Annotated in this window: 10 protein-coding genes; 7 read left to right on the top strand and 3 right to left on the bottom strand. The window is 60.5% G+C overall.

All coding sequences use genetic code 11. The annotated features are described in order from the left end of the window. Positions 1-155: 155 nt before the first annotated feature. Positions 156-1,040, bottom strand: a complete 885-nt coding sequence (locus tag FIV03_RS09385; RefSeq protein ID WP_051990069.1) for a peptidylprolyl isomerase — start codon at positions 1,038-1,040, stop codon at positions 156-158. Positions 1,041-1,309: 269 nt separating this feature from the next. On the opposite strand from FIV03_RS09385, the gene secA reads away from it, so the two are divergent. The 7 genes from secA (at position 1,310) to FIV03_RS09350 (ending at position 10,373) form a co-directional block, all read left to right on the top strand. Continuing rightward, positions 1,310-4,081 carry a preprotein translocase subunit SecA gene (gene secA, locus FIV03_RS09380; RefSeq protein WP_152509377.1) on the top strand — a complete coding sequence of 924 codons (2,772 nt, stop codon included), beginning with the start codon at positions 1,310-1,312 and terminating at the stop codon, positions 4,079-4,081. A 109-nt stretch (positions 4,082-4,190) separates the two neighbouring features. Continuing rightward, complete coding sequence (locus FIV03_RS09375; RefSeq protein WP_209009920.1) at positions 4,191-5,228, top strand: glycosyltransferase family 2 protein; 1,038 nt, start codon at positions 4,191-4,193, stop codon at positions 5,226-5,228. Further along, complete coding sequence (locus FIV03_RS09370) at positions 5,218-5,649, top strand: GtrA family protein (protein ID WP_152509375.1); 432 nt, start codon at positions 5,218-5,220, stop codon at positions 5,647-5,649. Before FIV03_RS09375 ends, FIV03_RS09370 begins: the two co-directional genes overlap by 11 nt. 3 nt (positions 5,650-5,652) lie before the next feature. Then, positions 5,653-7,173, top strand: coding sequence for a glycosyltransferase family 39 protein (locus FIV03_RS09365; RefSeq protein ID WP_209009919.1), 1,521 nt, complete (start codon positions 5,653-5,655; stop codon positions 7,171-7,173). A 68-nt stretch (positions 7,174-7,241) separates the two neighbouring features. Next, positions 7,242-8,432, top strand: coding sequence for an adenylate/guanylate cyclase domain-containing protein (locus FIV03_RS09360; protein WP_209010553.1), 1,191 nt, complete (start codon positions 7,242-7,244; stop codon positions 8,430-8,432). A 53-nt stretch (positions 8,433-8,485) separates the two neighbouring features. After that, positions 8,486-9,280 (top strand): alpha/beta fold hydrolase, encoded by a 795-nt coding sequence (locus tag FIV03_RS09355; RefSeq protein ID WP_023002969.1) that lies wholly within the window; start codon positions 8,486-8,488, stop codon positions 9,278-9,280. A gap of 130 nt (positions 9,281-9,410) precedes the next feature. Further along, a complete protein-coding gene (locus FIV03_RS09350) occupies positions 9,411-10,373 on the top strand; it encodes a hypothetical protein (RefSeq protein WP_055659616.1) in 963 nt (320 codons plus the stop codon). Between the two features lie 80 nt (positions 10,374-10,453). On the opposite strand, the gene FIV03_RS09345 is transcribed toward FIV03_RS09350, so the two are convergent. Then, positions 10,454-11,638 (bottom strand): FAD-dependent oxidoreductase, encoded by a 1,185-nt coding sequence (locus tag FIV03_RS09345; RefSeq protein WP_152509373.1) that lies wholly within the window; start codon positions 11,636-11,638, stop codon positions 10,454-10,456. A 170-nt stretch (positions 11,639-11,808) separates the two neighbouring features. Then, positions 11,809-13,746, bottom strand: a complete 1,938-nt coding sequence (locus tag FIV03_RS09340) for a methyl-accepting chemotaxis protein (RefSeq protein WP_209009918.1) — start codon at positions 13,744-13,746, stop codon at positions 11,809-11,811. Positions 13,747-13,942 lie beyond the last annotated feature (196 nt).

Below are 13,942 nucleotides of genomic sequence, written 5' to 3'. Positions count from 1 at the left end.
CACCTTGTCAGCGCTCGCCTGAACACTGGATGCTCTTGCCGTAAGCATGGGACAAAGGCAAGCCTTTTCAAGCCTTTTTGGGCTTGGTGCACAAGGGCTGCAAAAAAGCCCGGCAGTCTGACTGCCGGGCTTTCTGGTTTCAGGCAGCGTTTGCCTTATTCGGTCTTGGCCGCACCGTCTTCGGCAGCAGCACCTTCTTCTTCGGACTTGGCAAGGGCTTCATCGAGGATCTCGACTGCAACCTGATCCTTCAGCTCGGCCATGCGGGCGTCATAGCGCTCGCGCATCAGCTGCTGGCGCAGACCGTTTGCGACTTCCTCGAACGCCGGCTTTTCCTGACGACGCTTGTCTTCGAGCTTGATCACATGCCAGCCGAACTGGGTTTCGACAGGCTCCTTGGTGTAGGTGCCCGGCTCCAGCGCAAAGGCCGCAGCCTCGAACGGTGGAACCATCTGCCCCTTGACGAAGTACCCCAGGCTGCCGCCATTGGGACCGGACGGACCAGTAGATTTTTCGCGGGCCAGTTCAGCGAAGTCCGCGCCGCCGTCCAGTTCAGCGATAAGGGCTTCAGCTTCAGCCTTTTCCTTCACCAGGATGTGACGGGCGTTGATTTCTTCCGGACCTTCGAAGTCGGCGAATTCCTTGTCGTATGCCGCCTGAACCTCTTCGTCGGTCACCGCACCGTCGATTTTCTGGGCAAGGTAAGCATTCCGCAAGGCACGCAGTTTCAGGAAGTCGAGCTGGCGCTCGAAGTCCGGATCCTTGTCCAGGCCATCTTCACGAGCGGCATGCGCCATCAGTTCCATGTCGACCATGACGTCCAGAAGAAGCTTGCGCCACTGTGCCGGCGGGAACCGCTGCAATTCCTTGCCAAGGTCCTGCGCAGCAAAGGCGAGATCAGCTTCGGTGATTTCCGTGTCGCCAACTTTCGCGACCACATCGTCCGGTTCTGCAGCGGACAGAACGGTGGATCCGAGCGACAGCGCCAGGAGAGAAACGGCAAGCGCCTGAGCCGGCCTGCGCATCGAAATTCGGAACATGAGTAGTCCTTTACGTATCGGAACAGTAATCTTTCTTTCCCCTGTCTTGCAGGGGCGTGGCTACATTGCGCATTCCTGCGGCGTTGACAAGCATTCAGCCCCCTCTTATCTGTCGGGCGTCCTGGCCGTAGCGCCGGGAAGGCATCTTTTCGGCCGCGAATGCCGGCCAGCGCTCTGCGCCAGGCGGCAAAGTGGACAGCAATTGAGACGATTTCATGGGCAGGCGCCTCTTTGCCAGTTGGCGCCGCCCGGTAGGGAAGGACCGCCACATGGCTGGCCTTGGCGCTTTAGCACGTAAGATTTTCGGTTCGGCGAACGACCGGAAGGTGAAGACATTTCGGGCAAAGGTCGAACAGATCAATGCCCTGGAGTCTGAAATCCAGGCTCTTTCGGACGACGCTCTCAGAGCCAAGACCGACGAGTTCCGAAACCAGCTGAAAAACGGCGCAAGCGTCGATGACCTCTTGGTTCCCGCCTTCGCCACCGTCCGCGAAGCGGCCCGCAGGGCACTCGGTCAGCGGCACTACGACGTGCAGCTCATCGGCGGCATGGTCCTCAATTCCGGACAGATTGCAGAAATGCGCACCGGTGAGGGCAAGACGCTTGTGGCAACCGCCCCGGTCTATCTCAACGCCCTGACCGGAAACGGCGTTCACGTCGTTACCGTCAACGACTACCTGGCACAGCGCGACAGCGACTGGATGGGTCAGGTCTACAAATTCCTCGGCCTCAGCGTCGGCTGTATCACCCACGGCCTGAGCGACGAAGAACGCCGGGCAGCCTACGCCGCTGACGTCACCTACGGCACGAACAACGAATTCGGATTCGATTATCTCCGCGACAACATGAAGCATGACCGCCAGTCCATGGTTCAGCGCGGACATGCCTATGCCATCGTCGATGAAGTGGATTCGATCCTGATCGACGAAGCCCGTACGCCTCTGATCATTTCCGGTCCGCTTGAAGACCGCTCCGAGTTCTACAATTCGGTCGACGCCTTCATTCCGCATCTGACTGAAGAAGATTACGAGCTCGACGAAAAACAGCGTTCGACCACCTTCACCGAAGCCGGTAACGAAAAGCTGGAAAAGCTGCTGGGCGAAGCCGGCCTGCTGAAAGGCGATTCGCTCTACGATGTCGAGAACGTCGCCATCGTGCACCATCTGCAGCAGGCGCTGAAGGCGCACAAGCTGTTTCAGCGCGACAAGGACTACATCGTCCGCAATGACGAAGTGGTCATCATCGACGAGTTCACCGGCCGCATGATGCCGGGTCGCCGTTTCTCCGAAGGCCTGCACCAGGCCCTGGAAGCCCGCGAAAAAGTGCGCATCCAGCCGGAAAACCAGACGCTGGCCTCCATCACGTTTCAGAACTACTTCCGCATGTACGGCAAGCTGGCCGGCATGACCGGCACCGCGTCCACCGAAGCCGACGAATTCGCCGACATCTACAAGCTGGAAGTGGTCGAGATTCCGACCAACGTTTCCGTCAAGCGTATCGATGACGACGACGAGGTCTACCGGACCGTTCAGGAAAAATTCCAGGCCATCGTCAAGCTGATCGACGACTGCAAGCAGCGTGCCCAGCCGATCCTGGTCGGCACCACGTCGATCGAGAAGTCCGAATATCTTGCCGAGATGCTCAAGAAGCATGGCTACAAGCAGATCGATCTCAGCGATCCGGCTGCCTTTGCCGCCGCGCAGAAGAACGAAGGCGGCAAGACCAAGGTCTTCGCGGTTCTCAACGCGCGCTACCACGAGCAGGAAGCTTTCATCGTTGCCCAGGCTGGTCTGCCGGGTGCCGTGACCATTGCCACCAACATGGCCGGCCGTGGTACGGACATTCAGCTCGGCGGCAACGCCGACATGCAGATCGCCATGGAACTGGGCGACATGCCGGAAGGTGAAGAGCGCAGCGCCAGGGAAGCGCAGATCCGCGCCGAAGTCGAGGACATGAAGCAGAAGGCGCTTGCTGCCGGCGGTCTTTATGTCATCGGCACAGAGCGTCACGAGAGCCGCCGCATCGACAACCAGCTGCGTGGCCGTTCCGGCCGCCAGGGCGACCCGGGCCATTCCAAGTTTTTCCTGTCCCTGCAGGATGACCTGATGCGCATCTTCGGGTCTGAGCGCATGGATTCCATGCTGCAGAAACTCGGACTGGAAGAAGGCGAAGCTATCATCCACCCGTGGATCAACAAGGCACTTGAAAAAGCTCAGCAGAAGGTCGAGGCGCGCAACTTCGACATCCGTAAGAACCTGCTGAAATTCGATGACGTGATGAACGACCAGCGCAAGGTGGTCTTCGATCAGCGTATCGAGCTGATGGACAGCGAAGCGATCCAGGACGCGGTTTCCGACATGCGTCACGACGTGATCGACGATCTTGTGTCCGCACATATTCCCGAGCGCGCCTACCCGGAGCAGTGGGATACCGAGGGCCTTCAGGAAGAAGTCCGCAAGTATCTGAACCTGGATCTGCCGATCAAAGATTGGGCGGCCGAGGAAGGTATCGCCGACGAAGAGGTCAAGGACCGCCTGCGCAAGGCGGCCGATGCCGGCATGGCGCAGAAGGTCGCCAAATACAGCCCGGACATCATGCGTCAGGTCGAAAAGGCCGTGCTGCTGCAGACGCTCGACAACCTGTGGCGCGAGCACCTGGCCAATCTCGATCACCTGCGGTCTGTCGTCGGGTTCCGTGGTTACGCCCAGCGCGACCCGCTGCAGGAGTACAAGACCGAAGCGTTCACGCTGTTTGAATCCATGCTGACGCAACTGCGCCAGATGACCACCGCGCAGCTGATGCGGGTCGAACTGGTAACGGACCAGGCACCGCAGATGCCGGCCGAGCCGGAAATGCATGCTCATCACATCAATCCCTTGACCGGGGAAGACGAGATGGCCATGGCGGACGCCCAGCTTCCGGTACCTCCGGCACAGCGTGACCCGGAAGACCCTGCTACCTGGGGCAAGGTCGGCCGTAACGAGGCCTGCCCTTGCGGCTCCGGCAAGAAGTTCAAGCACTGCCACGGCGTGCTTGTCTGACGGCAATCGGAACAATTGACCATCAAGAAGGCCAGCCTCGTCAAAGGGCTGGCCTTTTTCGTGAAATTCCGGCAGGTTGCCGCCGACTTCAACCGGCTAACGAATGTTCATGCACACCAAAGCGGCTAACACTGTCTATGTCACCCGGCGGGAAAACGCCCGCCCGCAGGCGCCGCTGCTCAGCGTCATCGTACCGGTCTTTGACGAAGAGGAAGTCATCCTCCACTTCCTGCAGGCAACCCGGCCGGTGCTCGAGCGAAGCGGCCTTCGTTATGAATATGTTTTCATCGATGACGGCAGCCGTGACAGGACCGCGGATATCCTGTCCGAGCAGCTTTCAAACGGCCTGCCCGGACGACTTCTGGGCCTCTCCCGCAATTTCGGCAAGGAAGCTGCACTTTCCGCAGGGCTCGAGGCAGCGAAAGGAGACATCGGTGTCATCATCGACGCCGACCTGCAGGACCCGCCGGAGCTCATTCTGCAGATGCTGGACGGATGGCGCGCGGGCTATGATGTCGTCTACGGCCTCAGGGTCGACCGGTCTTCCGACACGCTCATGAAGCGGTCCACGGCGGGCATGTTCTACAGTCTGTTCAACCGCCTGGCCAATATCGACATGCCAGCGAACGCCGGTGACTTCCGTCTGATCGACCGCTGCGTTATCGATGCATTGCTGCGCCTGCCGGAACGCAATCGCTTCATGAAGGGCCTTTTTGCCTGGGTCGGGTTTCCGGCCATGGCACTGCCCTATGAGCGCCCTCCTCGCATGGCGGGGGCTGGCAAGTTCAATTACTGGAAGCTCTGGAACTTTGCGCTGGACGGCCTCACGGGCTTCACAACGCTGCCGCTACGGGTCTGGTTCTATGGCGGCGCCCTGATCTCTGTCGGCGCCTTCACCTATGCGCTTTATCTGACATTACGCGTCCTCATCGAAGGCATCGATCTCCCGGGCTACGCATCGCTGATGGTCGCGCTTCTGTTCTTCTCGGGTGTGCAACTGCTGTCGATCGGCATGATCGGCGAATATGTGGCGCGGCTTTTCAACGAAGCGAAACAGCGGCCGGTCTTCATCGTTCAGGATGTCATCGAAGGCGGCAACACACCTCAACCCGCAGAGCAAACGGACGACGCCGCCAATGGCGCCTGAATTTCGCCACCGCAGGCTGAAGACGGAAACCGCTGCCGCCGGCAAATTCGCCGTGATCGGCGTGCTGGCGACGCTCACCCATGCCATTGTAGCGGGCAGCCTGCTGCAATCTGGAATGCTTCCGGCCTATCCAGCCAATGTCTGCGGTTTCCTGGTCGCCTTCTGCGTCTCTTTCACCGGTCACTATTTCTGGAGCTTCTCCCACCTGCGCCGAAAGGGCACCGCAATCAGAAGCATGGTGCGGTTCCTGGTGATTGCCGTCTCCGGCTTCCTGCTGAACACCACCGTTCTGGCCCTGTGGCTGACGCTGACCCCCTGGCCGGATCTCATCGGCCTCCTGTTTTCCATCGCGATCGTGCCAGCCCTTTCCTTTGCCGGAGCCCGGCTCTGGGCCTTCTCGCATCATCCAGCCGAGACCTGACCCTTGATACGTCTGATCGAAAACGCTCCTTCAAGGGCGGCCCTTTATTACGCTGGCGGCCTCTGCCTGCTTTATGCCCTGATACCGGCCCTGACCTTTCCCAACCCGCCACTTGACGTGGTTGAAGGCTTTGCCTGGGGCAGGGAACTTCAGCTCGGCTATACCAAACATCCGCCGATGCAGGCCTGGCTTCTGGAACTCACCTATCGTCTCACGGGAGGCGTCAGTGGCGGGTACTGGCTGAGCGCGCTTTCAGTTGCCCTTGGCTATCTGTTCATCTGGCGGCTCGCTCGCCGTCTCGGACTTTCCGGCCAGCAGGCCTTCTGGTCTCTCGTGCTGACCAGCGTCACCTTCTACTTCACGCTGCCCCTGCCGGAATTCAACCCGAACATCCTGCAGATCCCCATCTGGGCAGGCATGATGCTGCTGTTTCACCGGGCAGTGGACAAAGGCCTCCTGCTCGACTGGGTCCTGCTTGGAGCCCTCGCCGCCTTTGGCCTTTACACGAAATATTTCGTGCTGCTCCTGATCGGTGCAATCGGGCTTTACGCGCTGGTCTTTGCCGATGCCCGGCGGCACATCCTGCGCCCGGGCCCCTGGGTGACGATAGCCGTCTGCCTTGCCCTGCTGGTGCCACACGCGGCATGGCTTCTGGAAACGGATTTCCTGACGTTGCGCTACGCCGCCAGCCGCAGCAATCCGGCAGACGGTTTTGTCGACCATCTGTTCAATCCGCTGAACTTCCTGGCAGCTCAGATTGGCAATCACGCCGGCTTGTTTCTTGTGGTTCTAGCCGGTCTTGGCTGGCACGGCCTGAAACAGGTTCGACTGCGCAGGCGCGAAGCGGCCACGCCCCTTGCCACACCTTCCGACCGCTTTCTGCTCTGGTTTGCCGTCCTGCCGCTTGCCGTGGTCCTGCTTGCATCAGCCGTTACCGGCAACGAGTTCGAACACATGTGGGGCACGCCCATATTCGTGCTGTCCGGCATCCTGGCGGTGCGGTTTCTGGCACTACCGCAACTCTGGCCCTTTCCCGCCCGCGCCCTCGTTGCCGCCGTCGCCATCCAAGCAATTTTTCTGGGCATCCTGTTCGGACAGGCTGTTCTGGAGCCGCACTGGAAACACAAGCAGACCCGGCTCCACTATCCCGGCAAGGCGATCGCCGAAGACATGGCACGCGTCTGGAAGGAGCGCATGGGCACCGATCTTGCCTATGTGGCCGGCGATATGTGGTCGGCAGCCAACGTCACCACACAGGCCGCCAGCCGCCCGTCGATGTTTTATCTGCATGACCGGACCCTCAGCCCCTGGATTGACCCGAAGGATGTCCAGGAGAAGGGTCTGATGATCGTCTGGCGAGGCGACCGGGAAACACCGATTGAGGAAATCCGCCGCTATTATCCGGATGCTGTCCGCGAAGGGTCGCGAACGTTCGCCTACCAGACCGCCGGCAGCATTCCCGACGTCACGGTTAACTGGGTCATCGTCCCGCCTGGCAAGGTGGTTTTCGAACAGGCGAATTAATCGCAAACGCTGGTACAAGCCGTCTGGAAACCGGACGAAAACAACACTAACTTGGCGCCATGATCAGTATGGCGGAAATCGACGGCGTGGAAGACTGGTTGATCGACCAGTCTCTTGGCTCGCCCGATCTGGGGTCCATGTTCGGAGAAATGTGCGAGCGCCTGCGCGCATGCGAGGTTCCTGTGGACCGCGCCATGATCGGCTGGTCGACCCTTCATCCCCTGATCGAGGCGGAAGCCGCCATCTGGGAAAACGGCACCGAAATCCAGCGCGAGCAGATTGCCCACAATGCCGAAGAAACAGACGAGTGGCTGCAAAGCCCCGTACGTGCCGTGCTGGTCAACCAGGAATCCGTCCTGCGACGGCGCCTCACGAATGCCAATGCACCGCTCGAGTTTCCCTTGCTCGTTCGGCTGAAGGAGAGCGGGTACTCCGATTACATCGTCATAGCGACCGAATTCGACCTGCCGACCATCAAGGACCAGATTGCCACCTCCGGCATCGTGATCAGCTGGGCAACGCGGGAAACCGACGGCTTCTCCGACGATGCCCTGACCGCAATCCGCTACATTCAAAAACGCTTTGCCCTGGCCGCGCGCGCCACCATTCAGGGGCAGATCAACCAGACAATTGCAGAGACGTATCTCGGCAAGATCGCCGGCAACAAGGTGCTCAGCGGCCAGATCCGCCATGGTGACGGCCAGACCGTCGATGCGGTGATCTATTTCAGCGACATGCGCAATTCGACCGCGATTGCGGAACTGCTTGGTCCCGATGCCTACCTTTCGTTTCTGAATACCTATTTCGACGCGACAGCCGGTGCTATCCTGGCAAAAGGCGGCGAAGTGCTCGATTTTATCGGCGACGCCGTTCTGGGCGTCTTTCCCATAGGCGCGCAAAGCCTGGACAAGGCGGTCGCACAGGCCCTGTCGGCTGCGGATGAAAGCCGGAACCGTCTGAAGGCGATCAACTCCGACCCGGCGCTGCCACACGTTCTCAAGGCGGGCATCGCCCTGTCCGTCGGCTCCGTCATGTTCGGCAATATTGGCGTTCCGCACCGGCTCACCTTTTCGGTGATCGGCCAGACGGTCCATGCGGCTGCACGGATCGAAAGCCTGACCAAGACCGTCGGCGCCGACGTTCTGATGACCGAAGACGTCGCCCGCTTCGCCAGCGAAAGATCAAAACCGGCCGGGTCGTTCGAACTCAACGGCTTCACCGACCCCCAGCCCTTGTTTACCCTGGACCGGCTTTTCTGAACGCCTCCCGTCCGGCAGGTATTTCCTCAGCCCACCGACAAGCAAAGACCGACATGACCGATCTACGTCCCGACGCCCCTTCCCATCTGCCTTTCAGAGACCAGGAAGCCACCGGCCCTGACAACGGTGCTCCGGTCGTGCTGCTGCACGGCTTCGGCGGCGACCGGCAAACCTGGCTCAACATCCAGACGGCACTGGCCTCGAAGAAACGCTCCATAGCGTTCGACCTGCCGGGGCACGGCGAGGCGCTGGACTGGCCGCGGATCGGCAACGCTGGGGTTTCCGCAAAGGCTGTCGGGCAGTCCCTGGAGGCGCTCGAGCTGACGAAGGTCCATCTGGTAGGCCACTCCATGGGCGGCGCAGTGGCCGCGCTGATTGCCCTGCGCAATCCTGATCTGGTGGCCAGCCTCACCCTGCTGGCACCTGGCGGCTTCGGCTCCGAAATCAATCACCGCCTGCTGCGTCGCTATGCGGCTGCAACGGATGCCGACACCATGGAAACCCTGCTGGAGCAGTTCTTCGGCTGGGAGTTCAAACTGCCGAAATTCCTCGCCAGAACGGCTGCCGAAAGCCGCGCGCGCCCGGGCGCGGCCGCAACACTGGAGGCAATCGCGGACGAGATCATCGACGGCAGCGTTCAAAAGACCCTGCCGCGCGACGAACTGGCAGCCCTGCCCATGCCGATCAAGGTCCTCTGGGGCACACAGGATCGTGTCCTGCCGACGCGCCAGGCCCACAAGCTGCCGGGTGTCGTTGCCACGCACATTTTCGAACGAACCGGCCACATGCTGCATCTGGAACTACCCAAGGAAGTGACCCGGCTCATCCTTCAGAACGCTGGCTGCTGACGCGGACCAACATCTGGAATGCCAGAAAGTTTCCCCGCGATCTGGCCCCCCGGCGCGGATTGGGATAGGTAGCAGGCCGAAACCCGGCCGGTCGGACGGCGGGGCCTGTATGAACCGAGCCGGAGCGCGCATGTCAGCCGAAATGTCAGCAGCCAACGATGTCATCGTCACGGCGGTGTCGGGCTATGAGCCGAAACACATGGCTGCCTGGTACAATTCCCTGAAGGCAACGGGGTATCGCGGCCGGACGGTCGCGGTTGCTTACAATGTCAGCGAAGCCCTTGTTGACTACATGAAGCACATGGGCTCGCTCGTCATCACCTTCGATCATGACGCCGGCAAGAAGCGCTACTCCTATTCGCAGCTTCGGGAAGAAATCGCCGACCATACCGATGGTGGCAAGCTTTACACCGACAGGCGCTGGACCTGGAACAAGCGCGTGCTGCGCTTCAAGGACAAGATCTACGACCGGCGCTTCTTCCATGCCAGTCACCTGGTGAAACAGCATCTCGATGCGCTTGGCGAACCTGTACGCTTCGTCGCGTTCTCGGATGCCCGGGACGTCATCTTCCAGTCTGACCCGTTCGCCTGGATGGAAGAGAACCTTGCTCCGGGCAAGGATCTCCTCATCGGTGAGGAAAGCATCACCCATGAAGACCCCTGGAACCGCCGGAACGTCCTGAAAACCTACGGCCGCCATGCCTATGACCGTGTGGCCAGGGTTCCCGTGTGCTGCGCTGGCTATTTCGCCGGCCGCTACGAGGCGATGATGGATTTCATGCTGGCGGTCTATTACTTCGACCAGACCAAACGCAGCGGTGATCAGGCCGCCTTTAACCAGCTGCTGACCTTTTGCGGCTGGAAGGAAAAGGCCGAGAAGGTGAACTGGCAGGTTCCCTGGCTGCTGCACGCGGTCAGTGCCAACGTCGGTCCGGACGCGCCAGGGTTCTGCATGCCGCGGGAAACCGTGCCGGTGTTCGAGGACGGGCTGGTCAAAACCTTTGACAAGCAGCCTTACGCCATCGTGCACCAGTACGACCGCAACAAGGAAATGACCGCCTATTTCATGGAGAAATTCGGCAAGGTCGAATAACAGCAGATGCCAACGCCGGGCATTCGAAGCGCTTTGCCCGAACGCCCGCCGGCTTCACTTACTTCAAGAGAACCTTTGGCTCAGGCTTCCGGCAGTAGATCGTCGCGCCACGGCTCGCCGATCACCCGGCGGGCCATCATGTGAGAGCGCGGTGAATTGATGCTGTCGACGGCGATAAGCCGGCCATCGTGCAGGTAGGCGACATAGAACTTGCTGTCGTCGGTCGAACCCACGACCTTTGTGTCGTCATACCCTTCCGACAGACCGGCGATCTGCAGCTTGATGTCGTACTGATCGGACCAGAACCACGGCAACGGGTCGTAATCGACTTCCTGACCCAGCAGCGCCTGGGCAACCGCCTTTGCCTGGTCGATGGCGTTCTGGACGCTTTCCATGCGCACGGACCGCTGATAGCGGTTGGAATAGAAACGCGTACAATCACCCGCAGCGAAGATGTCAGGGTCGCTGGTCTGGCCGCACCCATCCACCAGGATCCCGTTGTCGACCTCCAGGCCCGCCTCTGCGGCCAGGTGATCATTGGGCTCTGCGCCGACGGCAACCAGAACCAGTTCCGCCGGAACCGTCTCTCCTGTCGACAGCCGGACACCGGTGACACTGTCACCACCCTCGATTGCCTCGATGCCCGTGTTCAGGCGCAATTCGATGCCGCGGGCCTTGTGCAGGCCGGAGAAATAGTCGGATACCGCCTGGCTGACCACGCGTTTCATCGGGCGATCCTGCGCCTCGATGACGGTGACCGACTTGCCCAGGCTTTTGGCGACGGCAGCGACTTCAAGACCGATGTACCCTGCCCCGATGATGGCGACACTGCTGCTCTTTTGCAGAATGTCCCGGATCACGTCGACATCGGCAATCGAGCGCAGCGTGACCACGCCTTTCTTGTCGGCACCCTCCAGCGTCAGCAGCCGGGCATTGGTGCCCGTTGCCAGAACCAGCTTGCCATACGGCAGCGTATCGCCGTTTGCCAGCGTCAGGCGCTTCGCGCCACGGTCGATCGCAATCACTCTGGTATTGGGAATGTGATCGATATTGTTGGTGGTGAAGAAAGCCGGCGGGCGCAGCCACAAGCCTTCGGCGCCGATCTCGCCGGCCAGGAACTTCTTGGAAAGCGGCGGTCTTTGATAAGGAGGATGCGGTTCATCGCCGATCAGCCGCAGCGGGCCTTCAAATCCGCCCTGCCGCAGGGATTGGGCAACCTGGGCTCCGGCTTGTCCTGCTCCGATGATGACGATGTCTTCCTGCATTCCGCTTCGCCCTCTTTGCGCTTGGCCGGTCCGGCGGATGGTGTGCCGGCCGATCGTTTGTGTGCATGGCTAGCACGAAGAAACGCAGGCCGCCAGAATGGCGAAACGCCGCGTCGGTGCAGACACGGCGTTTTTTCGATTTTCTTTGTTTCAAGCGGTCCGGTTCGGGATCAGGCGCTGCGCACGCCCTGCAGGAACTCGGCAACTTCCTGTCGGATCAACGCGCCCTGCTCGCCAAGCGATTCTGCGAGGTGCTCCACTTCGGAACCGTTGGACCGTGCAAGCTCGGCAGCCGAACCGACGGCCTCCATGCTCGACACCCCTTGTTCGGACCGCGCCGAGGCACTGGAAACGTTGTGCGAGATCGCCTGAACAGCTTCGTCCTGCTGCTGCACGGCCGACGCCACAGCCGAGGCGAGGCCCTCCATGTCGGAGATGATCCGGTTGACGTCCTCGATCGCCTGGACCGCCTGACCGGAAGACCCCTGGATGGCCTCGATCTGGGTCGCGATATCCTCAGTGGCTTTCGAGGTCTGGTCGGCAAGCTGCTTCACTTCCGCAGCAACCACCGCAAACCCCTTGCCCGCTTCGCCTGCGCGGGCAGCCTCGATGGTCGCGTTCAGCGCCAGTAGATTGGTTTGGTTGGCAATGTCTCGGATCAGCCCCATGACTTCGCCGATCCGGTCTGCCGCACTGGAAAGTTCCTGCATGGTGGCAACCGTTGAAGACGCACTCCGAACCGCCTGCTGAGCCACTTCCGTCGACTTGTTGGCCTGGCCGGCGATCTCGGCGATGGATGCGGCAAGCTCTTCCGCGGAATGAGCTGCGGAGGTGACGTTTTCCGCCGCGGTGCGCACCGCTTCGGCTGCTTCCCCGGACTGGTTGGCAACATCGTCGGCCGACTGTTCCATCGACTGGGACGTCTGCCGCAGCTCGCCATTGGCTCGGTCAAGACTGTCGAGTGCCGCGGACACGGTTCCCTCGAACCGGCCGATCAGTGTATCGAGACGGGCAACGCGTTCTTCGCGCCGCCGGTTTTCCTGATCCTGTGAGGCCGCAAGTTCGGCCCGTTCAACCGCGTTGTCACGAAAGACCTGAACCGTGCGGCTCATGGAAGCAAGCTCGGTGCTGCCGCTGTCGTCCGGCAGGTCGAGGTCGGTCTGGCCGCTGGCAAGGGCTTCCATGGCCGACTGCAGACGCGCCAGCGGGCGCGCCACCGATTGACCGATCACAAGCGCGATGGTCGGAAGCAGCAGAAGCAGAACCACGATAGCCCCGCCGATTGCATAGGTTGCGATCGACCGGGCCATCTCGAGCTGACCGGCGGCTTCACTCTGAATGGTGTTGGCGGCTTTGCTGAGGGAAGCGATGTGCGGCGGAACAAGTTCAAACAGGTTTTCCAGCAGTTCCGAATGCTCGGCCCGCTCTGTCTTGGCGACTGTATAATCGTCGAAGGTCGTCTTGTATTTGGCCATGTTGTCGGCCAGCTCCGCCTTGATGGCGTCGGAGATGTAGACTTTCTTCAAGAGCTTTTCGAAATCGTTGAACTCGCCCTGGAATACCTCCAGCGCCGCCTCGGTATTGTTGAGCGTGAACTCCCGTTCCGCCAGCTGAACTGCCAGAATGGCGCGGGCCAGCTTTTCGAAATCCGGCCCGCCGCCAAATTTCATCTCTTCCGACAGGCGATGCTTGACCGCCCCTGCATATTCGTTGAGCCCCGCCAGGTAACCCTGCGTAGAGTCATACCCGATCTTCTGCTGGGCAGTGTCCAGCATCTCGAAAGCACCTCTCGTGCCTTCCAGCGTATCCTTGACGTCGGCGATTTCCGAAGCGTAGGCAGCTGCTGCCGGATTGGTTGCGATCGTCTCCAGAACCGCACTGGCTTCTTCAAGCTTGGCGTTGAAACTCTGGAACGTCTCGACGGATGGCGTGCTGTGGTAGCGCTCTTCAATGGAGCGCAGCGCCGCGGCGCTTTCCGACAGTGTACTGACCTGTCCGGCCAGTGTCGAACTGCTGCTCATGCGCGCAAAGGCCGAATTGAGCTCACCCTGGCTCCAGAAGAAGACACCGCCGATCGCAAGAAGCCCAACAATGGTGAAAAGGCTCAAGGCCAGAATTCTGGCTTTGACTGACAAATTCGCGAAGATCCGAAAAGGTGATTGAGATCTGAAGGCCACCAGCGTATGTCCCCTGGATCAACGGATGTACCATCGGGGTCGATGTTTACATCCATGAGTTGATCGATCTAGAAGTGTTCGTGTTTCTCGCCTGTGTTTCTTTCACGACAGAACGTTCGAACACTCA

Source organism: Labrenzia sp. THAF187b (genome assembly GCF_009363375.1).
GTDB lineage: Bacteria > Pseudomonadota > Alphaproteobacteria > Rhizobiales > Stappiaceae > Roseibium > Roseibium algicola.
Note: the sequence above shows the minus strand (reverse complement) of the source record. Positions and strands in the feature narration are given on the sequence as shown.

Coding starts and splice junctions, on each gene's coding strand:
- FIV03_RS09345 (WP_152509373.1), bottom strand. CDS start 11,638: ATGCAGGAAGACATCGTCATCATCGGAGCAGGACAAGCCGGAGCCCAG.
- FIV03_RS09355 (WP_023002969.1), top strand. CDS start 8,486: ATGACCGATCTACGTCCCGACGCCCCTTCCCATCTGCCTTTCAGAGAC.
- FIV03_RS09360 (WP_209010553.1), top strand. CDS start 7,242: ATGGCGGAAATCGACGGCGTGGAAGACTGGTTGATCGACCAGTCTCTT.
- FIV03_RS09375 (WP_209009920.1), top strand. CDS start 4,191: ATGCACACCAAAGCGGCTAACACTGTCTATGTCACCCGGCGGGAAAAC.
- secA (WP_152509377.1), top strand. CDS start 1,310: ATGGCTGGCCTTGGCGCTTTAGCACGTAAGATTTTCGGTTCGGCGAAC.
- FIV03_RS09370 (WP_152509375.1), top strand. CDS start 5,218: ATGGCGCCTGAATTTCGCCACCGCAGGCTGAAGACGGAAACCGCTGCC.
- FIV03_RS09350 (WP_055659616.1), top strand. CDS start 9,411: ATGTCAGCCGAAATGTCAGCAGCCAACGATGTCATCGTCACGGCGGTG.
- FIV03_RS09385 (WP_051990069.1), bottom strand. CDS start 1,040: ATGTTCCGAATTTCGATGCGCAGGCCGGCTCAGGCGCTTGCCGTTTCT.